This window comes from Okeania sp., from assembly GCF_035285525.1.
Lineage (GTDB): Bacteria > Cyanobacteriota > Cyanobacteriia > Cyanobacteriales > Microcoleaceae > Trichodesmium.
The window spans coordinates 1-20812 of the sequence record NZ_JAYKGW010000202.1 but is presented as its reverse complement, the minus strand read 5'-3'; the positions used below and the strand labels follow the sequence as shown (position 1 = coordinate 20812).

The 20812-nt window shown below is 33.4% G+C and carries 22 protein-coding genes; 11 read left to right on the top strand and 11 right to left on the bottom strand.

The genetic code is table 11. The features are described from left to right. Window positions 1–1561, bottom strand: a 1561-nt coding sequence (murJ, locus tag VKJ25_RS19300; RefSeq protein ID WP_324238266.1) for a murein biosynthesis integral membrane protein MurJ, incomplete at its 3' end; no start/stop codon positions are given. A 291-nt stretch (window positions 1562–1852) separates the two neighbouring features. Between murJ and VKJ25_RS19295 the strand changes: the two genes are divergently transcribed. Further along, window positions 1853–2689, top strand: coding sequence for an LPS biosynthesis glycosyltransferase (locus VKJ25_RS19295; protein ID WP_324238265.1), 837 nt, complete (start codon window positions 1853–1855; stop codon window positions 2687–2689). A gap of 339 nt (window positions 2690–3028) precedes the next feature. Then, complete coding sequence (gene sfsA / locus VKJ25_RS19290) at window positions 3029–3763, top strand: DNA/RNA nuclease SfsA (RefSeq protein ID WP_324238264.1); 735 nt, start codon at window positions 3029–3031, stop codon at window positions 3761–3763. Between the two features lie 692 nt (window positions 3764–4455). On the opposite strand, the gene VKJ25_RS19285 is transcribed toward sfsA, so the two are convergent. Next, entirely contained in the window at window positions 4456–4668 is a 213-nt protein-coding gene (locus VKJ25_RS19285) for a hypothetical protein (protein WP_324238263.1), read from the bottom strand. A gap of 503 nt (window positions 4669–5171) precedes the next feature. Here VKJ25_RS19285 and VKJ25_RS19280 point away from each other — a divergent pair. Then, window positions 5172–5981, top strand: coding sequence for a DNA/RNA non-specific endonuclease (locus VKJ25_RS19280; protein WP_324238262.1), 810 nt, complete (start codon window positions 5172–5174; stop codon window positions 5979–5981). A gap of 457 nt (window positions 5982–6438) precedes the next feature. Here VKJ25_RS19280 and VKJ25_RS19275 read toward each other — a convergent pair whose 3' ends face one another. Together VKJ25_RS19275 and VKJ25_RS19270 are read right to left on the bottom strand one after the other, a co-directional pair. Further along, window positions 6439–6849: a nuclease A inhibitor family protein gene (locus tag VKJ25_RS19275; RefSeq protein WP_324238261.1), complete on the bottom strand. Its 411-nt coding sequence runs from the start codon at window positions 6847–6849 to the stop codon at window positions 6439–6441. 219 nt (window positions 6850–7068) lie between these two features. Next, a complete protein-coding gene (locus VKJ25_RS19270) occupies window positions 7069–7512 on the bottom strand; it encodes a T3SS (YopN, CesT) and YbjN peptide-binding chaperone 1 (protein ID WP_324238260.1) in 444 nt (147 codons plus the stop codon). Window positions 7513–8008: 496 nt separating this feature from the next. Between VKJ25_RS19270 and VKJ25_RS19265 the strand changes: the two genes are divergently transcribed. From VKJ25_RS19265 to VKJ25_RS19255, 3 genes are all read left to right on the top strand, one after another. Further along, on the top strand, window positions 8009–9328 hold the full coding sequence (locus tag VKJ25_RS19265; protein WP_324238259.1) for a 3-isopropylmalate dehydratase large subunit: 1320 nt from the start codon (window positions 8009–8011) through the stop codon (window positions 9326–9328). Window positions 9329–9815: 487 nt separating this feature from the next. Further along, complete coding sequence (locus tag VKJ25_RS19260; protein ID WP_324238258.1) at window positions 9816–9965, top strand: hypothetical protein; 150 nt, start codon at window positions 9816–9818, stop codon at window positions 9963–9965. A gap of 727 nt (window positions 9966–10692) precedes the next feature. Continuing rightward, window positions 10693–10839 (top strand): hypothetical protein, encoded by a 147-nt coding sequence (locus tag VKJ25_RS19255; RefSeq protein ID WP_324238257.1) that lies wholly within the window; start codon window positions 10693–10695, stop codon window positions 10837–10839. A 220-nt stretch (window positions 10840–11059) separates the two neighbouring features. Here VKJ25_RS19255 and VKJ25_RS19250 read toward each other — a convergent pair whose 3' ends face one another. Beyond that, window positions 11060–11533, bottom strand: coding sequence for a CYTH domain-containing protein (locus tag VKJ25_RS19250; protein WP_324238256.1), 474 nt, complete (start codon window positions 11531–11533; stop codon window positions 11060–11062). A 427-nt stretch (window positions 11534–11960) separates the two neighbouring features. Here VKJ25_RS19250 and VKJ25_RS19245 point away from each other — a divergent pair, with 427 nt between their 5' ends. After that, window positions 11961–12455 carry a gluconokinase gene (locus VKJ25_RS19245; RefSeq protein WP_324238255.1) on the top strand — a complete coding sequence of 165 codons (495 nt, stop codon included), beginning with the start codon at window positions 11961–11963 and terminating at the stop codon, window positions 12453–12455. Between the two features lie 424 nt (window positions 12456–12879). On the opposite strand, the gene VKJ25_RS19240 is transcribed toward VKJ25_RS19245, so the two are convergent. From VKJ25_RS19240 to VKJ25_RS19230, 3 genes are all read right to left on the bottom strand, one after another. Further along, window positions 12880–13473 (bottom strand): hypothetical protein, encoded by a 594-nt coding sequence (locus VKJ25_RS19240; protein ID WP_324238254.1) that lies wholly within the window; start codon window positions 13471–13473, stop codon window positions 12880–12882. Between the two features lie 157 nt (window positions 13474–13630). After that, window positions 13631–14155, bottom strand: a complete 525-nt coding sequence (locus VKJ25_RS19235) for a hypothetical protein (protein ID WP_324238253.1) — start codon at window positions 14153–14155, stop codon at window positions 13631–13633. A gap of 713 nt (window positions 14156–14868) precedes the next feature. After that, complete coding sequence (locus VKJ25_RS19230; protein WP_324238252.1) at window positions 14869–15858, bottom strand: carbohydrate kinase family protein; 990 nt, start codon at window positions 15856–15858, stop codon at window positions 14869–14871. Between the two features lie 237 nt (window positions 15859–16095). On the opposite strand from VKJ25_RS19230, the gene pedR reads away from it, so the two are divergent. From pedR to VKJ25_RS19215, 3 genes are all read left to right on the top strand, one after another. Continuing rightward, a complete protein-coding gene (gene pedR / locus VKJ25_RS19225) occupies window positions 16096–16350 on the top strand; it encodes a photosynthetic electron transport-dependent transcriptional regulator PedR (RefSeq protein ID WP_324238251.1) in 255 nt (84 codons plus the stop codon). A gap of 66 nt (window positions 16351–16416) precedes the next feature. Further along, a complete protein-coding gene (locus VKJ25_RS19220) occupies window positions 16417–16701 on the top strand; it encodes a hypothetical protein (RefSeq protein WP_324238250.1) in 285 nt (94 codons plus the stop codon). Window positions 16702–17403: 702 nt separating this feature from the next. Continuing rightward, window positions 17404–18171: a cobalt-precorrin-6A reductase gene (locus VKJ25_RS19215; protein WP_324238249.1), complete on the top strand. Its 768-nt coding sequence runs from the start codon at window positions 17404–17406 to the stop codon at window positions 18169–18171. A 379-nt stretch (window positions 18172–18550) separates the two neighbouring features. Here the strand turns inward: VKJ25_RS19215 and VKJ25_RS19210 are convergent, their stop codons facing one another. Together VKJ25_RS19210 and VKJ25_RS19205 are read right to left on the bottom strand one after the other, a co-directional pair. Then, complete coding sequence (locus VKJ25_RS19210; RefSeq protein ID WP_324238248.1) at window positions 18551–18865, bottom strand: hypothetical protein; 315 nt, start codon at window positions 18863–18865, stop codon at window positions 18551–18553. 37 nt (window positions 18866–18902) lie between these two features. Continuing rightward, window positions 18903–19034 (bottom strand): hypothetical protein, encoded by a 132-nt coding sequence (locus VKJ25_RS19205; protein WP_324238247.1) that lies wholly within the window; start codon window positions 19032–19034, stop codon window positions 18903–18905. 34 nt (window positions 19035–19068) lie between these two features. On the opposite strand from VKJ25_RS19205, the gene VKJ25_RS19200 reads away from it, so the two are divergent. Further along, the gene (locus tag VKJ25_RS19200; protein ID WP_324238246.1) at window positions 19069–19398 is read left to right on the top strand and encodes a hypothetical protein; all 330 of its coding nucleotides are present in this window, start codon (window positions 19069–19071) and stop codon (window positions 19396–19398) included. Window positions 19399–19434: 36 nt separating this feature from the next. Here VKJ25_RS19200 and VKJ25_RS19195 read toward each other — a convergent pair whose 3' ends face one another. Further along, entirely contained in the window at window positions 19435–20517 is a 1083-nt protein-coding gene (locus tag VKJ25_RS19195; RefSeq protein WP_324238245.1) for an ATP-dependent 6-phosphofructokinase, read from the bottom strand. Window positions 20518–20812 lie beyond the last annotated feature (295 nt).

Here is a 20812-nt window from a genome sequence, read left to right as displayed (position 1 = left end):
TTTTCATAGCTATCAAACCAAAGATAACTAACCCGGAAAAACTTGCCAAACCAAGTTCCAATAACTGTACAAAAAATCCTTCACTTCCTAATATTAACTGACTACCATGAAGCACACTCCAACAAACTAAACCAGTTATCAAACCTCCACCTATTAAACCAGTAAAAGGAATGAACCATTCTCCCCAAGGTAAACCCCCTAATTTTCTGTTTAATAGAAAGAGAAAAATTATCATGGAAATTAAATTTACTCCCACAGTTGCCAATACCAAACCAGGAGCGCCAAAACTATTAATTAACACATAATCTAACAAAGCATTTAGGAAAATATTAAACACACTAACCTTAAAAGGAGTTTCTCCATCTCCCAAAGCATAAAAAACCCTAACCAAAACATCCCTTCCTAAATAAACAAACATTCCTATTGCATAAGCCATTAATACAGAAGCCACAAATTTTGATGCTGATAAATCAAAAGCAAAACGTTCATAAACCACCCTCACAATAGGCAAAGCTAAAGTCACCATAATTGCACTTAAAGGCAACATCGTAATTCCCGTTAAAACCAAAGCTTGCCTAATTCTATATTTTAAATCTTGCCAATTTTCCGGTGCAGCTAATCGAGAAAATATGGGTAAAAAAGGAACCAAAATAACATTAGAAATAATTCCCAAAGGAGTCTGTACTAATAAACCAGAATAACCTAAAGAAGCAGCAGCTTGAGGAATATAAGAAGCAAAAAATAAATCTGTATAAACATTAATATGTAACATTCCTGAAGACAAAGTTGCAGGTATCATTACCTTAGTAACTTCTCGTACTCCTGGATTGCGAAAATTAAATCTTAAACGTAATTTTCCTAAACCTGCTCGCCACAATGCCGGAACTTGAATTAACCATTGTAATATAGCTCCAATCAGAGTACCCCAAGCTAAAACTAAACCTCCTATCATAGCATATTTTGGTTCAGTAATTTTTTCTCCTAATTGCAAAACTAAAATAAAAATTCCTCCTAATAAAGCCACACTAGAAAATAACGGACTAATAGAAGGCAACCAATACATATCCGCAGCATTAAGGGCACCAAAACCAATACCTATTAATCCTGCTAGTAAAGCCATCGGAGCCATAATTTGAAATTGTTGAATGGCAATTTCTCGAATTTCTAAACCTTCCGTGGTTATACTTAAACCAGGTGCTACTAAGTCAATTAAAGGATCGGCAAAAAAAATCAGGCCAACTGTGACTAATAAGAGGGCTCCGCCTATTAATGTGGTAATGGTTTCTATTAGTGGGGCAGCTTCTGATTTATCCCGTTTTGCTAAGACACTGACTATAGCACTATGAAATGGCCCGTTAATTCCTCCTAATAGGACTAATAAAAAGCCAGGAATAACGTAAGCGTAATTATAAGCATCTACTGCTGCACCTACTCCGAAGGCCGCAGCGATCGCCTGTTGACGTACTAGGCCAAATATTTTACTAATTAATGTGGCCACTGCTACAATGCCAGCTATTCCAGCTAGGGAACGAGAAGATTTGTTGGGTTCTGATTTGGACACGGCTACAATATAGTAATTTTGCTTAAATTAGTTTAATCACGATTTGGTCTTGAGTGGCAGGTAACTGGAGATTAATTTTTTTGTAATTATCTAACTATCAGGTTTTGAATGAATAATATAGCAATCTTATATCTGATTTTATTTGTGTCAAAAATATTACGGCTTTTTAGGAAATAGGAGACAGGTGAAAGTTTCAGTTTTTTTATTTACAATTCACAATTTATTTTCAGATTGTTATATTCTCTGACTAATTAGTATTTTTGAGAAAAAAAGATTAATAAGGTGTGTATTATGTCAAATAAAAGTAGTTTAATAGAGAGTGTATCTAGTGTGTTTATTCTTGCTTATAAAGAAGATACTACGATTCTCGAAAAAACTTTGCAGGAACAGGGTTTTAATTATCAACTTTTGAGGCAAAAACATCAGCCAGAATATAAGAGTTATTCTCCTAGTTATCTGACTCTTCTCAATCATAAAAAAGCTTGGATAAAAGCAAGTGAAGAACAGAAACCAAGTTTAATTATTGAAGCTGATTTTGTTCCTGTTATAAACTTTGGTTTATTACCTTTACCATTTAATTTAAAAAATCATAATGTGGGTATAGCTTGGCTTTACACTTGTGCCTCTCAAATCTATAGTGTTTTTAATGATAATTGTGCTGAAGGTTTTTCAACTTCTGCTGTAGCTTATATTATTACACCTGAAGCAGCTCTGGAATTAATTGAGTTAGCAAATGAGGTTCGTCTTAATTTTGGAAGTGATAATTATTCAACGTGGGATTCTACTATTGATGAATTTTTAAGAAAGAGAAATTTCCAGAATTTTGTTCCGTTTAAGAATTATGGAGAACATGGAGGTTTACCTAATTTAGAACATTCTCGTTTTGGTTTAAGTAAGGTTCATCGAGCTGATGTTCTTTACGATAAATTAGCTTTTCTACCAATTTATGCTGGTGTCGATCAATTTCAAATATGGAGATTATTTAAAGAAAGATTTCAAGCAAGATTAAAAGGTATATTGCGTTTACTTATTGGCAAATATTTACGATTAAAGGTTGTTAAAAGTTCTAGTTTTCCTTTAAGATTAATTAGCTTTGCAATTTTACGACAATTATCTTTGAGAATCTAAGAATTTATAATTTCTCATTTAGAATGAGAGTATTTAAGTCTATAGATTAACACAGTTAATTTAAGGATTTTTTTAGTAGTTATCTAATCTGAAAAGTTCCTAATTTCTCTATACTTTATGACTTTTATTAGAGTGCATCTTATGTTTATTTGCAAAAATACTTTTTTCCTATTTCCTGTTACCTAAAAAAGGAAGAAGGAAGAGGGAAGAAGGAAAGTAGATAAGTCTATAGATTAATACATAGGAAAATAAAATTTCTGATTGATCGGGAACCGTATAATAAAGCTTTTATCAAAAACTAAAAGCAATAGCTGACAGCTAAATGCTTACCAAATAATTATGAATAATCTGCCAAAATTCTCTTATAAATATCCTACTCTGGAACCAGGAGTTTTAATTAAACGCTATAAAAGATTTCTGGCAGATATAGAGTTAAAGTCTGGAGAAATTATTACTGCTCACTGCCCAAATACTGGTCCGATGACTGGGGTTTCTACTCCAGGAAGTAATGTGATGATTTCTCATAGTAATAATCCAAAACGTAAGTTAGCTTATACTTGGGAATTAATTGAAGTAATGGATAATGAACCGACTTGGGTGGGAATTAATACGGCTTTACCAAACAGAATTATTAAGTTAGCTTTGGCAGAATATTTATTTCCTGAATTAGGAGATTATCAGGAAGTTAAAACAGAAGTTGTTTATGGAAAAAATAGGAAAAGTAGGGTAGATTTTAAGTTAATTAGTGAGGCTAAAAATATTTACCTGGAAGTTAAGAATACTACTTGGGCAAATCAAAGAGTTGCTTTATTTCCAGATACGGTTACTGAGAGGGGGCAAAAACATTTACGGGAATTAATGGAGGTAGTTGAAGAAGGGGAAAGAGCGGTATGTTTGTTTTTAATAAATCGTGGCGATTGTGATACTTTTGCTCCTGGGGATATTGCTGACCCTGATTATGGTAAACTTCTGAGGGAAGCTGTTACAAAAGGGGTAGAAATTTTGCCTTGTAGATTTAAAGTTACTCCTCAAGAAATTCAATATTTGGGTATAGCTGAATTAATTAATAATTAATAATTAAGGAGTAGGGAGTAAGGAGTAAGGAGTGGGCGAGTGGGGGAGAAATAAACAGAATAATAATTAATACAATTCTAGCTAATATATAATTAGGGTGTGCTGAAAAAGTCTGTTGGTGAATTTAGGGAATAGGCAATGGGCAATAGGCAATAGGCAATGGGCAATAGGCAATAGGCAATAGGCAATAGGCAATAGGCAATAGGCAATAGTTGCAGGTGTTAATTTTTTTCCTTTTTTCAAGTTTTATGAGGAAAAATCTGAAGTTTTAAAGATTAATTTAGTAATTTATTAGCACTTTTTTTTACCCCAAAAAACCTTTAATCTTTATATATCAATACTCTGATATTTATTCAGCCAGCCTTAATTAATTTAATTCTCAAAAAGGTTATTCCATCTGTGTTAATTACTTAATAAAATACTTGCTTTGTCTCCAACTTAAAATTTGAGGAATTAATTTTGCTCAAAGCTTTTTTTTGCTACATCTCAAGATTTACAAAAATACTTTTTTGCTAGTCTTGTAGATGTAGTAATATTTAGAAGTAAATTCGTTATAAATGTCAGAAATGAAATAGCAAAAATCACTACTTTTACACTACCACTACTTTTTTTATATTCTCTATTCCCAGTTAAATATTCCCTAAAATAGATAATTTTTTGGCTTTATTTAAAATTGAGATGCACCATTTTTTCTAAACTTCTACTTCTGATAAAGATACTATTGCCTGCGCCCACTTAAAATATTTAAGATTAGCAAAATCACGAACTGTTTTTACTCCAAATGCTCCTTCTAGTAAAATTGCATCTGATTCAGATATTCCTTTGATTGCCCAAACCGGAGAATCGGCAATTTCTTTCATGGGTTTGTCTGCGTATTTCTTAATTATTGCTTTTTCTATATTCATAGTTTTTGCTTTTAGTTGAACAATGTAGATTTTAACTTAAAATTAATTATATAGCAATCCTATTTTAGTCGTATTAAAAATCTTGCCTTTTTTCAGGAATAGATATGGAGGCAATAGGTAAGAGTTTCATAATTTATTTCTAGTTTTTGATTGGTGACAACCTATTTAGGATTACTATATTGCTACTTTATCAATGGACAATAAATATTAATTCATTCGGTTTAAAGCTTCTCTTTTTAAGGACAAAAAAGTGCTAGGAGATTTCACTACTAAGTTTAATTTTCTCGGTTTTAATCAGAGGCAATTATTGATTATCTATGAATGAACATAACGGTAAGCTGATACCTTAATTTTTATATACAGCGCTTCTCATTCTTATCAAGTACATCTATCATAGGCAAGATGCGCACACAACAGTAATTTTACAATTAAAACTGATGCCTAATTTACCCCAAATATGCTATATTTCTGAATAAAATAATTTTTATTGATAGGTAAAACCAATGTTAATTTTACTAAAAAAATTTACTACTTTAGTCACAATAATTTTACTGATACTTGCCAGTGGATGTTCTCTAATTATCAAACCATCTGCTAAAGTTCATCTCACTTTAGGAAATCCAAGTAATGCCACAATTAATGTCGAAAATTCCGATAATTTTTTAATGGAAAAACCGCAATATGTTTTGTCATATAACCGAAAGCAAGGAACACCAAATTGGGTAAGTTGGCAACTTAATAAATCTTGGTTAGGGAATGTAGAAAGACAAGATAATTTTTGCCCAGATGATAGTTTACCTGAAGAGTGGTATCATGTCAAAGCAAATGATTATAGAAATAGTGGTTATGACCGAGGACATTTAATTCCTTCAGGAGATAGAACAGCTAATGAAACTGATAATTCAGCTACATTTTTAATGACAAATATAATTCCTCAAGCTCCAGATAATAATCGGGAAACTTGGCGAGGGTTAGAACAATATTCTCGCCAACTTGTAGAAGAAGGAAATGAACTTTATATTATTGCTGGAGGATATAGAAAAAAAGGAAATATTGCTGATGGTAAGGTGATGATTCCTAGTCGAACCTGGAAAATTATTGTTGTTTTAAAACCTGGTGCTGGTGTGAGAGGAGTTAATAAAAATACTAGGGTTATTGCTGTGGATATGCCTAATTCGAATCGGATTAGAAGTGACTGGAAAGCTTACCGAGTTTCTGTGGATAAAATTGAGTCTGCTACTGGTTATGATTTTCTTTCAAATGTTCCTAAAGAAATTCAAGATGTGATTGAAAGTAAAGTTGATAATGGATAATTAATAATGGATAATTAGGGTTTGCTGATTAAATATCAAAGCTTTGACATATAAAAGTTTAACGCTTTTTCTGGTAACAAAAAGTGCCAAAAAATTACTAGACTAATCTTTAAAAATCTAGATTTTTCCTCATCAAACTAGGAGAAATAATGTAGAAAAATTAACACCTACAACCATTGCCTACCTTCAGCAAGAAACTTTTTCAGGAAGCCCTAATTAGGATTTACTGAAAAAGTATTTTTAAGGAGATGGGGAGTAATTTTTTGACCAAAGTATTACCCAATATGCTAACTTTTTAAATCATATCTATCTAAAAAGTTGCACTTTTACGGTTTCCAAGAAATCAGAACCTAAACAGGGTAAAATCTTTATTGGTAAAAGTTATTATATTTAATCAACAAGCCCTAATTAAAGATAGTTTTTATTATCAATTATCCATTCTTAATTATCCATTATTTTAGGTCTCAATAGAAATTGTAGCTAAACCCGCATAATCTCCTGTATTAGTCTTACCAACTATATAAACATGAATTTCAATTTCACCTACTTTATAAACTTTCAAATTACTTAAATATTCTTTCATTATCCTGACAAGTTCTTGATATCTTTTGACTATATCAATATCTTCTGCATCATCCCAATTTTCATAAGTAATTACTCCTTGAAAAAATCTCTCAAATTCTATAACCTTAATTGGAGTATCTAAAGGATGTTTAGTAATTTTCAAGACTGCTTCATTATCCAGTAAAATCTTTTCACCAAATTCCCAAATAAAAGCTTCAAAGGGATAGTCAGATTCACTCATCCATTCTAAACCTTTTGTTGCTTTATCTAATCTTTTAAAAATTTCTAAATTAGCTGGAGTCATCTTTTCAGTTATCAGTTATCAATTATCAGTTATCAATTATCACTTGTAAGCAAACAATATTCATTTTGCATATATCACAAATTTTGGGGAGTAGAGAGTAGGAGGTCAGAAGTCATTTGAGTTATCAGTTAACCTCCGACTAAAGTCGGAGGGTTAAAATTAAGAAATAATTTATAGAGATTTCCTAAACTTCTCTCTTCCTTCTTGCTTCTTCTTTCATTATTGAGGTGGAATATCTAACCCACGTTTACCGCCCCAACGTTCAACAGTTTTATCGTCATAATCATCAGCAACTTCCAAAACTGCTAAAGCAGATTCTTCCAACTCATTTGGGTCACAAGTAGAACCAATTATACTGTGTTGAAATAAGATATTTCCATCAGTATCTAAAGAGAAAGCACCAAACTGCATATTACTATTTTCTCGTAATAAAAATTCCAGTAAATCAGACTTTAATTCAGCTCCAATAACTACAGTAGAACAAGTATTAATAATACTATCCTCACCCCAAGGATAAATTCTTACTTCTACCCAAGCAGAACCTAAAAATATACTAAACCCTGGTTCATCAAGTTTTTCCCAAGGATAATCACTAAATAATTCTGCCATCCAACCATCAATTTTTTGATAACATTCTGCTTGAGCTAATGTTTCAAATTCCATATTTATATTCCTAATGTAATAATTTAGAATTTAAGAATTAAGAATTTAGAATTGAATCCTAATATTGTTTGAAAATCATCATATTAGTTGTTCTCTAATATTCTTAAATAGATTTTATTGTGACATTTTATAGTAGGGGTTTATTTTCCCAACCCCATTTAGTTATCTAATATTCTTAAATAGATTTTATTTTGATATTTGATAATAGGGCTTTAGTTTCCCAATCCCATTTTGACTAGGGTTGGGAGACCAAACCCCTACAGTTTTATTTCACAAATTATTTAAGATTGCTATAACTACTTGTTAATATTTTTTTTATGAATAAGCGATCGCCATTTCAGTTATCAGTTCTTAGTTATCAAACTAAGCTTTCAAAACTGCCAAAATAAAACAATATTAATACTTAACTTTTTCCTGATTTTTTCTTCCTTTGACTATAAGTTGTCTAAAATACATCCATAACCTATCAAATTATCACGCATAGGAGCGATCGCTTATGGCAATGACCATGGTTGAAAAAATCCTGGCCAAAGCATCTGGAAAACCTACTGTTACCCCAGGGGAAAATATTTGGATCGATGTTGATGTCTTAATGACCCACGATGTTTGTGGTCCAGGAACAATCGGCATCTTCAAACGAGAATTTGGCCAAGATGCTCAAGTTTGGGACAAAGAAAAAATCGTCCTTATCCCAGACCACTATATCTTCACTGCTGACCGACGAGCTAACCGCAACGTGGATATTTTGCGAGATTTTGCTCAAGAACAAAATATTAAATACTTCTACGATATTACCGACCGCTCAGATTTTAAAGCAAATCCAGACTACAAGGGAGTTTGCCACGTTGCTCTCGCTCAAGAAGGTCATACTCGTCCAGGAGAAGTCCTTTTTGGTACGGATTCCCACACTTGTAATGCTGGAGCTTTTGGACAATTTGCCACAGGTATCGGTAATACTGATGCTGCCTTTATTTTTGGCACAGGCAAATTATTGGTTAAAGTACCAGCAACTATGCGGTTTGTCTTAAATGGGGAAATGCCAAATTATTTATTGGCAAAAGATTTAATATTACAGATTATTGGAGATATTTCTGTATCAGGTGCTACCTATAGAACAATGGAATTTGCTGGCGAAACTGTCGGACGAATGACAATGGAAGAAAGGATGACTCTCTGCAATATGGTTATTGAAGCGGGGGGTAAAAATGGAGTTATTGCTCCCGATGAGACTACTTATGAATATTTGCGGGGTCGAACCGATAAATCATTTGAGTCTTTTTATACTGATGAAAATGCTATTTTTTATAGTAGTCATTCTTACGATGTGACAACATTAGAACCTGTGGTAGCTAAACCTCATTCTCCAGATAATAAAGAACTCGCTCGTAACTGTCAAGATGTTAAAATTGACCGAGTTTATATAGGTTCTTGTACAGGTGGAAAAACTTCTGATTTTCTTCATGCAGCTCACCTTATTAAAGGTCATCAAGTTAAAGTTCCTACCTATTTAGTACCAGCAACTCAGAAAGTTTATGAGGATTTATTTACTGTCAAATATGATGGCAAAACTCTCTCAGAAATATTTTTAGATGCTGGTTGTATTGAACCTGCTGCCCCATCTTGTGCTGCTTGTTTAGGGGGACCAAAAGATACATTTGGGCGATTAAATGAACCAGAAGTTTGTGTGTCTACAACTAACCGTAATTTTCCTGGTCGAATGGGGAATAAACAAGCAGAAGTTTATTTAGCTTCTCCCTATACAGCAGCAGCTTCAGCACTGACTGGATATGTGACTGATCCACGAGAATTTATGTAGTTTTACTCGCAGTTGATCAAGAAAAAATTTAGGAGTCAGAATTAAACTTTATCTGTAGGATGAAGTTGAATAAATTGCTTGAAAATTTCTACTAAATCTTATGTTTAATGATATTTGATTAGTGGAAAATTCAGTAGATACAGCCTTTATTAATTCTGACTCCTAATTAGGGTTTGCTGAAAAAAGCAGAGTGTGGGAAAGGTCGGAAGTTTAGGAAGAAAGAGATAACAGGAAGAATAATTGTTCCTTGATTTTTCTACCCTATGATATCCCTAAAATCCTAATTTTTTGGTAGTTATATTTGTAAAAGTTGCACTTTTACGGTTTCCGAGAAATCGGTATTAAAAAAAATGCTATAAGTATTAGTATATAAAGACTTTTATATTTAATCAGTAACCCCTAATTATTCTATATGATTATTGATGAAAATTTTTTATGATAGACAATACTTCTAGTTAATTTTTGATTCATTAAGGTAAGGTTAATTATGTCTGTGGTATATATTTTAGAAGAAGTAAAATCAGGTTTTGTTCACATTATTAATACAGTTAATGGAGAGAGAGTCTCTTCAGAAACTGGATTTATGGTTGCAGGATTATTAGTTACAAATTATCATGTTGCTTATTCTCCTCCCTGAAATTCATCAGTTATTATTAGAACAATAGATAATAGTTTTCCTGGTACATTTAGTGCTAGTGCTATCTCCATTAATAATGATGATTTTTTAAAAAGAACAAAAACAGCTTCTGACGAAAAAAGTTTTGATTATATAGTGCTAGAGATACCACAATTATCTGCACAAAAACTTTACCGAATAATTAATAATTAAATAATTAAATAATTAAATAATTCGCACCTTGAAGCCTCCTCTTTCAAGGAAAAAAAATAAATTTTTTCCTTTTATTCAATCCTCTTCCTTTTAGGGAGAGGTAATTATCAATTATCCATTATTGAAAACTTTGAGCCATCTAATTATTCATATTTAGAAAAGCGAATAGGGGGTGATATATTTTTTATTGGATATCCACTTTAACATCTTAACCTTGTCTGTGTCTGTAATTCTCAAATAATATCGTCTTTTTATAAAGAGAAAAATATGGATGTTATTCAAGTTGATGCAAGTGTAAACTATAGTAATTCAGGAGGTCTATTAATCGAGCCAAAGACAGGAAAAGTTATATTATTTCCGGTTGAATAGTTATAAATAATCAGGGTAGTAAACCCATCCCTAACCCTCCCAGGAGAAAGTTTTTTTTATCACTAATTATCCGGACATGATATTATTGTTATTTTTACTAGAAAAGCAACTGGTTTAACTCAAATAGTTTTAATATTTTCGCTCTATTCTAAAGCAGAATATTGAAATGTTGTCTAATAGTAAAGCCAGAATATTTTTAGATAATTTTGACCCTGCTGAAGGTTTTATAGAAAGTAAAAATCAAATGTTAATAATGACTTATGAGCTTAAAAGGTCTGCCAATGTTGGAATTGGTTATGCTTTTTCTGTATAAATAACTAATAAATGACTACTTTTATGATAAATTTCAGAGGAATTAATAGTATTTACTAAAAAATCCCTAGCAAGTAATTCTTCTCAAATATCAAAACTAAAACGTTGGAATTTCCTTCAAAATTAATTTTAGATAGATACTAGAGCGATCGCTAAAAATAGCACAGTCAACACTAAAAAAATTACCTTATTAGTTAATAGCTTCTTTCTATTATTTTATCCTAAATTGAAGACCAATTTTTCCAGGGATTTTTCGATAAATTAGAATTAGTATATCTCTTATCTTGAGAAACTTCTTCTCCTATCCATTCAGGTAATTCAACTGTTTGATTTTCGTAACTTAGTTCAACTTCAGCCATAATTAAACCTAGATTATCTCCAGCAAATTCATCAACTTCCCAGAGAAATTCACCATGATAAATTCTATATCTAATCTTTTCAATTAAACGAGAACCACATAAAGTATTTAACATTTCTTCAGCATCTGCAAGGGGAATTTCATACTCATATTCTGCTCTAGAATTACCAACACTAGGTCCCTTAATAGTTAAATATCCTTTACTTCCTGCTACTCTTGCCCTTAATGTTATACCATCTTTTGTAGACATATAACCTTGACGATAAACTTGTCCAACAGCTTGATTTCGCCATCCATTGCCTTTAACTAAAAATTTGCGTTCTATTTCAATTGCCATTTTAATACTTTATAAATTTTGAGAATTAATATTTAAAAGCATTCAGCTACCAGCTATCAACTATTGGTAATAAAACTAGGCTTCTATAGTAAGATTTAATTCTAGCTCAATAACTGACGGCTGAACTATTACACATTTAATTTAAAATAGCGTTTTTATCTTAAAATGTAAATCTATATTCAGGTTTTTTAAAAAAGTCAAAAAAGCGCTTCATTTAGTATACTATATCCTTGGTATTTCCTACTATATTAATACTATTTCATCATCAGTCTTCAGGTATTAGCCATCAGCGAAATTCCTCTGTTTGCAAAGTATTCCATAGGAAAGAAAAAGAGGCTAGCTGAAGACTAAATGCTTGTGTTTTATTTTTTTTACTATTGCCCATTTCCTGTTCCCTTTTCCCTGTTAAGTGTTCCCTATTTTCTTAATGATTATAATTATAATGGGAGTTTCTGGTGCTGGTAAATCTACTGTAGGAAAATTACTAGCAAAATCTTTAGATTGGGATTTTTTTGATGGAGACTCTTTTCATCCCGAAACTAATATCGAAAAAATGAGTAATCAAATTCCTTTAAATGATATTGATCGAATTCCTTGGTTAGAAAAAATGCGAAATGCAATTGATGAATGGTTAGAAAATAATAAAAATGTTGTATTAGCTTGTTCCGCTCTTAAACAAACTTATCGTCATTACCTTTTAACCAATACAAAAAATGTTAAAATAGTATATTTAAAAGGTTCTTTTAATTTATGTGCTCAACGACTCCAAGAAAGAAAAAATCACTTTATGAAATTTGAGATGCTTCAGAGTCAATTTGATATTCTGGAAGAACCAAAACAAGCAATAATAATAGATGCTGAAAAATCTCCAGAAGAGATTGTCTATTCTATTAGGAAAAATTTATATAACAATCCTATTTAAGTTGTAATATTTTAGCTATATTTAGGAATCAAGAGTTATAATTTTCAAAATTTTTAGCCGAGATTAACTATTATAAAAACAGTCACAACTAATTTAGGATTGCTATATATATAGCCCTTTCCCTTGCCCGTGACGTACATCTATCGTCGGCAAGATTTCCCCACTACAATTTTCACCATTACCCTGTAAGTCATTTGCCTGAAATCTGTAGTAACACCTAAAAACTTTATCGTAAACATTCAGCACTCAGCTATTGATTTTATTTTGAGAAAAAAGATTTATGATACGGTTCCCGATAAATCAGAAATTTTTCTGACTAAAAAATTCCGTTTTCACTTTCTATATTCGTTTAAATATCCTCCTTCAAACCGAGTTTTTTATTGCTGATAGCTGAGGCAAATAGCTGAATGCTTACAACTTTTCTTTAACGACCAGAAAAACGACTTATTATCGGCATTAGCTTTCTCCCAATATTAAACAGCCATTTTTTGAAAGGGTTTTTTATATCATTTTTGGAGATTTTTATCATATCTACAAAATCAACATCTCCATCTCCATCAACATCTAAAAAGATAGTTAATAAACGATTACTTATTTGGTTATTATTTTGAGTACCAGCACCAGTTTTTAATACTTTGAGAATAACTGGTACTAAAGTAGGTAATAAACTTTCAGATTGTGAAGTATTAAGACCTGTTTTTTCAGAAATCTTTTGAGCAATATCAGTTATTTGAGCGTGAGAAAATAGTGATTCTACAGCTTTAGAATCAGAAACTGTACCTGCAAATTGATTGACAACTCCTACAACGGAATCTGTGCCATTTTCTAGCTGTTTTTTTTGTAAAGCTGAACGCAAATGACCCCCTACAACTGACATAGCAACTTCAGTTTTACTAAGGTCTAATCCACTATCATCGCTTAGTTGCTTAACGCTACTCAGTATATTACTCAATTCATTTGTACTACCTTCCTGGTTAGGGTCATGAATAGCTCCAGCCATTTCATCAAAAAGTCCCATAATTTTTAATTCCAATTAACTTTTATTAGTTTTTAACAAAAAGTCCAGAGAGTATTTGAGACTCAATGAACTCTAATATCTTTTAATGTAAACATAGGTAAAATAAGTGATTTTTGATCTACATAAAACTTAAAATCACCTACCTAAAGACTTTTATTTAACCACCTAGAAAACCACCTGCCATTCTGATTGCATCAGCTATATCAACATCTCCATCTCCATCAGCATCCAAAAAACTATTTAAAACATTATTAGATGCTTGCTTAGGGTTTTGAGTGTCATTGCCAGTCTTTAATAAATTGAGAATTACTGGAATAAGAGTAGGTAATAATTTCTGAATTTGTGACGCATCAAAACCTGTTTTTTCAGATATACTTTTAACAATATTAGTGACTTGACTAGAAGAAAATATAGCAGCAACTGCTTGGGGGTTAGGAGTCGTGCCTGCAAATTGATTAATAATTTCTTGAACTCCTGTACTACCTGACTCTTCTCGTTTTTGTTGCAAAGCTGAACGTACCTGACCACCTAAAATTGACATAGCAACTTGAGTTGCGCCAGTATTTCCTCCTAGACCACCACTTAGTTGCTCCACAGTACCAAGAATATTGCTCAATTGACTACTACTAGCTTCTTGATTAGGATTATTAATAGCACCAATAATTTGATCAAAAAGTCCCATAATTTTTAATTCCAATTAACTTAATTTTTGTCACTTATTAATGTAAGCATTTCCTGCGGAATGTGCTCCCATTCAGCCGTCAACTATCAGCTATGAGTTTATGAACTCATTATCTTGGAAGAAACAATTAGTAGTCAAGGAGTGAAATATCAATGAAACATTTCTGTTAGGTAACCTTGGTCTTTGCTTGATTCTTTAAAAAGCTGTTAACGCAGTTCTTCCGCAGGAAGCTAGCTGAATGGTAATAGCTGAATGCTTATTTATTAACTAAAGAGTTCAGAGAGTATTTTAGCCTAACTAAATTCTTATATAAGCATCATTTATTAACGTCCTGTGCAACTTTTTCCAACTGATGAGTTTAGGAAGTTTTAGGAACTAGACTTTCTGCTCAAGACTCAGAAATGCTGATCATTCACTAGAAAGTTGCACATTGCGTATTTAGGGATTGCTGAAAAAGTATGAAAAATTTGACATATAAAAGGTAAATGTCTTTTTAGGTTCTGATTTCTCGGGAACCGTAAAAGTGCTACTTTTTGGGTAGCCCTGGTTTAAAAAGGAGTGTATTTTGGCGAAGAGTTGGGCAGCAAAATTACTCCCCATCTCCCCATCTCCCCATCTCCCCATCTCCCCATCTCCCCATCTCCCCATCTCCCCATCTCCCTATATCCCCATCTCCCTATATCCTTAAAAATACTTTTTCAGAACCCTATTAATTATTCATTTGACTGATGTAAATAGCTACTTAAAAAAGCTTCTACTTCATCAGCAGTAGGTTGAGCTGTCATTGCTCCTGATTGAGTAGTAGTTAACGCCCCCACTGCACAAGCATAAGTAACAATTTGTTTTGCTACCCCTGGTTGCTGTAAACGGCGAATACCATATTGGCGTAATTGATGTATAAAACCTGTCACAAACCCATCTCCTGCACCAGTAGTGTCTACAACATCCACTGAAAAAGCAGGTACTTTTCCTTCATTATCTGACAAGTAATAAGCACACCCTTCGTTACCTAAGGTTACTAATGTACCTTCTACTGAATCTAATCTGTAAGTAATTGTACCAGGATCCCTAGAATCAAATAGCCACTCAGCTTCTTCTTCAGAAAGCTTGACAAAATCTACTCTTTGTAGTAAAGAATGTATCAAGGCTCTGGCCTCACCAGGATTAGGCCAAAAGGAGGGACGCCAATTAACATCGACCATAATCTTCAGATGATATTGGTCAGCTAAATCAAGAGCTTGATAAATAGCTTGTCTAGTTTCGGGATAGGCCAGTCCTAGAGTTCCGAGGACTAAAAATTCACTATTCAAAAATAGAGATTCTGGCAGGAGTTCAGGTTTGATGTGAGTATCAGCAAACTCTGTGGTGGGATATTCTCCAAAACCAGCAAATTCACGGTCTCCACTACTAGAACGTAGGACATAGACCTTTCTGGTTGGTGCATAAGGATGTCCCTGGATACCTGAAGTATCTACCCCTATTTCCTGTAAAAGTTGTACCAGTTTTTCACCTTCTGTATCTTTACCCACAGAACTAATTAAGGCAGCAGGAGTACCCAGTTTAACTAAACCACAGGCAACATTAGCAGGTGCGCCACCAGGGTAGGTTGCCCAAGAGTCAACTTGATTTAAAGCTTTGTCAGGTTGGTCCGCTAGACAATCAAATAAAATTTCACCAAGACAAATAGCATAGGGATGGGTCATATTGGTTTAAGTATCTGAGAATTATAAATTGGTAATCAAAAGTATAAAATCATTAAAGATTTTGATGATTACTAAAATCAAAAATTTCTTTAGATATTAATCATAAAAAGAAATTTATTCCACTTTTTGGACGCTTTCCTATATTTTTACCTCTTATATAGATTGTCATTAACGTTAATGTGGTCAAGATATCTCTAAAATGATAATTAGGCAAATATACACATATAGGAAAAAGTTATGAATAGTTGTGAATCTCAAACCCATATATCCCTTTCTGAAAGAGAGTTGCAAGTTCTGGAGCTAGTAGCAGACGGGTTGACCAATGAAAAAATTGCTGAGAAGCTAGAAATTAGCAAACGAACTGTAGATAACCATGTTAGTAATATTCTCGGTAAAACTTCAACTCATAATCGAGTAGAGTTAGTTCGATGGGGTTTGCAGTGGGGCAAAGTATGTTTAGATGATATCAATTGTTGTACTGTAAAACCCTAAAGAGTGACAAAAAATTGATAATTTCTGTGAGACTTTATACCTTTATTTTTTAGTAAATATTTAAGAATGGAGACTCGGAAACATAAACAACAACGTTTTGAATTAAGCTGTCAGGGACTACCACTGGCAGTCTATCGAGAAGTAGCAGCTCATTTACGCCAAGTAGATAAAGTACAAGTGGGTTTATTTCCTCCTCCTTCCTCTGAGACATTTGATTACAACAAAAGCCAAGTAGGAGGATTATGGTTAGAGTATGCTGAAGATGCTGAAGATGCTATTCGTCAAAAAGTAGATCGAATTTTGCTTTATTATGAAGAAATATTTGGTCAATGGATGATAATTAACAATTAATAATTGATGATTAGGGTTTGTTTATAAAAAGTCTTTTTCTTAAGGTAGAGAGTAGGGACGTTGCGTGTAATGTCCCTACAGATTTAGGATTTAGGGGAATTACAGAGGAAGTATTTTGGCAACTACTTCCTTAATTTTTCTCTTGTAGTTAGCCTAAAATGCTCAGATTCAAAAACTGAGCAGCTCCAAAATATGAATACTTTTATATTTAATCACCAAGTCCTAATTAATCCCCAAAAGTTTAAAGTTTCTCCAGTATAAGTGTTTATGCAAAATTATATTGTATAAATTTCAATAACCTTTCCCTAAAAGGAAGACCATTGACTAAAAGGAAAAAAATAAATTTCTTTCCCCTTGAAAGAGGAGGCTTTAAACTTGAATTATTTAATTATTAATTACTAATTATTAATTTAGGACTTACGCAAAGGGACTATATATAGTGATCGGTGCGTTAACGTCAGTGTAACGCACCCTAATAATAGCGTTCATGCGTAAGTCCTATAATAATTACAGGACTTACGCATCCGGAACGAGTTTGGGTCATTTGAGATTGCTTTCGGTCCGGAATACTCCGCATTCATGTCCCGGAGCGAAACGCTGTCGCTTGCGTTTTGTTGGCGCTGGGAGTCCCGCCATGACAGAAATACGTTGCGCGTGCGTAAGTCCTGTATTAAGTTATTAATTATTCATTATTCCGTAACTATGGCAAGAGACAAACGAGTGTTGGTTCTTGGTGGTACTGGGCATAGCTCAAAATTAATAGCTTTAATTTCTACTATACCAGAATTAGAGATAATAAATTCTCTTGCAGGTCGGACTCGGCAACCTGCAATCGGATCTACTCCTAGACGCATTGGCGGTTTTGGTGGTGTGTCTGGATTGATAAATTATCTACGAGAACAGGAAATAGATTTGTTAATTGATGCAACTCATCCTTTTGCAAGTCAAATTTCTGGGAATGCAGCGATCGCTTCTTCAGAACTAAAGATCCCTCGTTTAATGTTAGTTCGTCCTCCTTGGAAAAAAGTTGAGGGCGATCGCTGGATAGAAGCAGAAAATAATGAAGTTGCGGTTAAAGTTTTGGCAAATTTAGGTTCACGAATATTTTTGAGTATTGGTCGCCAAGAGTTAGCAAGTTATGCTCATCTCAAACATCTCTGGTTTTTAATCCGAATCATCGATTTATTTCCACCAGATAGTTTAGTACCTCCGGGAAAAATCTTGACTGAACGCGGACCTTTTTATTTTGAGGAAGAGCGATCGCTTTTGCAAAAGTATGAGATTGAGGCGATCGTGAGTAAAAATAGTGGTGGTGATGCTACCTATGCTAAGATTGTTGCTGCACGGGAGTTAGGTATGCCAGTGGTGATGATTCAACGTCCACCTCTTCCTGAAGGAGAACAAGTAAGTGATGTGGAGAGTGCAGTTGCTTGGATAAAAAAAATGATCAAGCTAATGATTAATTCTTAAATTATAATCTTGTAGGGATGTTGTATGCAACGTCCCTACCCAGAGATCAGCTATTAAATAACTAATGTGATCGCTTTCTTGGGAGTAGTCGAAGGAGTTTGGTCTCCAAACCCTCCTACCCAACCCCCGTCAAATTATCGGGATGTAATACATCCATTTCCCATCGCAGAGGATTTTCAACAATATAATTACGCAAAATATTCAAAGAATCCTCATTCCTAACAATACGCTCATAATAATTACGTTGCCAAAACTTAACCCCTGGAGAATTTCTTTGTAAGTTAATTAACTTAGTAGTCTCATACTTAAAATAAGCAATAACCGAACCTAAAAAAGTCTTTTGATCATAAAATTTCCCCGGTCTCTCGAAATCTTTTTCTCAAGATCCTTTGAAACTTTCTCCAAATTTTTGATATTCATTAATAACAATAATTCCATGAAAATGATTTGGCATGATAACAGCTCCATCAATTTCTATTCTAGAAAAATTTATTGGTAAATAATTCCCAATTTCCTCAACAATTTTTCCATACTGGTTAATCTGATTTAAACCTTCCTTGATTTTACCTAACAAACATTTTTTATCCTGCACGCAAATAGTAACAAAGTATGCTCCTGCTTGATTATAATCGTAATATTTCAGACGAATAGAACGACGATGATGGATTTCTGGATTATAATTTTTGGAGGTCATTTCTTTTGATCGTAGTGGTTTTGTCTCCAAACCGAATCTATTGTGGTAGTGGTTTTGTCTCCAAACCGAATCTATTATGGTAGGGGTTTTGTCTCCAAACCCAAATAGGTTGTAGCATTTGATCGTAGGGGTTTTGTCTCCAAACCCCTACATTGATTTGATTATACATTTATTTTAATTTTGGGAAGGGTATGAAGAGGGTTTTGTCTCCAAAACCCCTACATTTATTGGATTATACATCTATTTTAATTTTGGGTTATTATATGGCTTTGATATTTTGGAGAGCCAACCACCACATTATGGGAAGAGGGTTTGGAGACGAAACCCCTACATTGATTGGATTATACATTTATTTTAATTTTGATATTTTGGGTAAGATTTGGAGAGCACACCCCCACATTATGGGAAGAGGGTTTGGAGACGAAACCCCTACATTGATTGGATTATACATTAATTTTAATTTTGGGAAGGGTATGAAGAGGGTTTGGAGACCAAACCCCTACGGAATTAAATTCAAAATTCCCAATTTTTGACATTGTGCAACGCCGTTTAAGTGGATATAATTTGAATTAATCTCCCAAACAAATACCCATACATCGCGCAGTTTTAACTAAAGTATCATCAGGATCTACTGCTCTATATTTAGCTATCGCCTCCTCAATCGGCACACTAACAACTTGTCTATTTTGCCAAGTTACCATCTGGTCATATTTTCCTTCAGCAATCAACTCAATCGCGCCAACTCCAAAAGCTGAAGCAACTAAGCGATCGATGGTGGAAGGAACACCACCCCTTTGAATATGACCCAACACTATAACGCGAACTTCTGCACCACTACCATCAGAGATTTTCTCAGCTAGATAATACCCAATACCCCCAAAGCGAGATTTACCTGATAAATCATCTTGTGTCACTGCTTCCCCTGCTTCAGTCCGCACTGCCTCTGCTACAATGATCAAGGAGTAATTTTTGCCTAAATCCTGACGTTTGCGGATATAGTTACAAATATTTTCTATTTTGTAAGGAATTTCCGGAATTAAAATCACATCTGCACCACCAGCAATCCCAGCATTCAGAGCAATATGACCCGCATCTCTTCCCATTACTTCTAAAATTATCACGCGACTATGACTAGCAGCAGTAAAATGTAAACGGTCTAATGCTTCTGTGGCAATTTTGACAGCAGTATTAAAACCAATAGATAGTTCAGTACAGTTAACGTCATTATCAATGGTTTTGGGGATACCTACTAAGTTCAAGTTTCCTTGTTGAGCAACTTTACGCAGGATAGCAAGACTACCATCCCCTCCAATACCAATTAAAGCATCAAGTCCCAGTAAATGATAACCGTCAATAATTTCTTGAGAGCGATCGCGCAAAGTACCATCTGACATGGGAAAGGCAAAAGGATTACCTTTATTTGTAGTTCCTAAAATTGTGCCACCTGAAGTTAGTAAGGGGTCTATTCCTTCGATCTCTAGTTTAAGTGTTTTTGGTGGACGCTCCATCAATCCTTGAGTAGCTTGACGAATTCCGACAACTTCCCAACCGTAAGTTCCTATTGCATGATAGACTACAGCGCGAATTGCAGGGTTTAAACCTGCACAATCTCCTCCACTGGTCAAGATACCAACACGTTTATGTTCTACCATAAATTATGATTTTATCATAATATAAATTTTCTTTTGATAGTTCCTACTTTAAATTAGAAACTCCGGGTAAAATCCTACCAATAAATTGTCAGTATTTATCAAATTTTTTACATTAATTAACTATACATACTAATTCCTAATTTAGTATTAAATTAATCTAAAGAAATTTATTAAGTATTCATATTTAATTATATACGCAGAACCATAAGTAATAGGATTCCTCTATGAAGTTGCCCTGAATACAATACTAAAAATATACATAGCCATAAGAAATTATTTGTCAGAAAAAACTGTA

Excerpts from the sequence above, each read along its gene's own strand:
- VKJ25_RS19295 (WP_324238265.1), top strand. The coding sequence starts at position 1,853 with ATGTCAAATAAAAGTAGTTTAATAGAGAGTGTATCTAGTGTGTTTATT.
- sfsA (WP_324238264.1), top strand. The coding sequence starts at position 3,029 with ATGAATAATCTGCCAAAATTCTCTTATAAATATCCTACTCTGGAACCA.
- VKJ25_RS19285 (WP_324238263.1), bottom strand. The coding sequence starts at position 4,668 with ATGAATATAGAAAAAGCAATAATTAAGAAATACGCAGACAAACCCATG.
- VKJ25_RS19280 (WP_324238262.1), top strand. The coding sequence starts at position 5,172 with ATGTTAATTTTACTAAAAAAATTTACTACTTTAGTCACAATAATTTTA.
- VKJ25_RS19275 (WP_324238261.1), bottom strand. The coding sequence starts at position 6,849 with ATGACTCCAGCTAATTTAGAAATTTTTAAAAGATTAGATAAAGCAACA.
- VKJ25_RS19270 (WP_324238260.1), bottom strand. The coding sequence starts at position 7,512 with ATGGAATTTGAAACATTAGCTCAAGCAGAATGTTATCAAAAAATTGAT.
- VKJ25_RS19265 (WP_324238259.1), top strand. The coding sequence starts at position 8,009 with ATGGCAATGACCATGGTTGAAAAAATCCTGGCCAAAGCATCTGGAAAA.
- VKJ25_RS19260 (WP_324238258.1), top strand. The coding sequence starts at position 9,816 with ATGTCTGTGGTATATATTTTAGAAGAAGTAAAATCAGGTTTTGTTCAC.
- VKJ25_RS19255 (WP_324238257.1), top strand. The coding sequence starts at position 10,693 with ATGTTGTCTAATAGTAAAGCCAGAATATTTTTAGATAATTTTGACCCT.
- VKJ25_RS19250 (WP_324238256.1), bottom strand. The coding sequence starts at position 11,533 with ATGGCAATTGAAATAGAACGCAAATTTTTAGTTAAAGGCAATGGATGG.
- VKJ25_RS19245 (WP_324238255.1), top strand. The coding sequence starts at position 11,961 with ATGATTATAATTATAATGGGAGTTTCTGGTGCTGGTAAATCTACTGTA.
- VKJ25_RS19240 (WP_324238254.1), bottom strand. The coding sequence starts at position 13,473 with ATGGGACTTTTTGATGAAATGGCTGGAGCTATTCATGACCCTAACCAG.
- VKJ25_RS19235 (WP_324238253.1), bottom strand. The coding sequence starts at position 14,155 with ATGGGACTTTTTGATCAAATTATTGGTGCTATTAATAATCCTAATCAA.
- VKJ25_RS19230 (WP_324238252.1), bottom strand. The coding sequence starts at position 15,858 with ATGACCCATCCCTATGCTATTTGTCTTGGTGAAATTTTATTTGATTGT.
- pedR (WP_324238251.1), top strand. The coding sequence starts at position 16,096 with ATGAATAGTTGTGAATCTCAAACCCATATATCCCTTTCTGAAAGAGAG.
- VKJ25_RS19220 (WP_324238250.1), top strand. The coding sequence starts at position 16,417 with ATGGAGACTCGGAAACATAAACAACAACGTTTTGAATTAAGCTGTCAG.
- VKJ25_RS19215 (WP_324238249.1), top strand. The coding sequence starts at position 17,404 with ATGGCAAGAGACAAACGAGTGTTGGTTCTTGGTGGTACTGGGCATAGC.
- VKJ25_RS19210 (WP_324238248.1), bottom strand. The coding sequence starts at position 18,865 with ATGACCTCCAAAAATTATAATCCAGAAATCCATCATCGTCGTTCTATT.
- VKJ25_RS19205 (WP_324238247.1), bottom strand. The coding sequence starts at position 19,034 with ATGTATAATCAAATCAATGTAGGGGTTTGGAGACAAAACCCCTACGAT.
- VKJ25_RS19195 (WP_324238245.1), bottom strand. The coding sequence starts at position 20,517 with ATGGTAGAACATAAACGTGTTGGTATCTTGACCAGTGGAGGAGATTGT.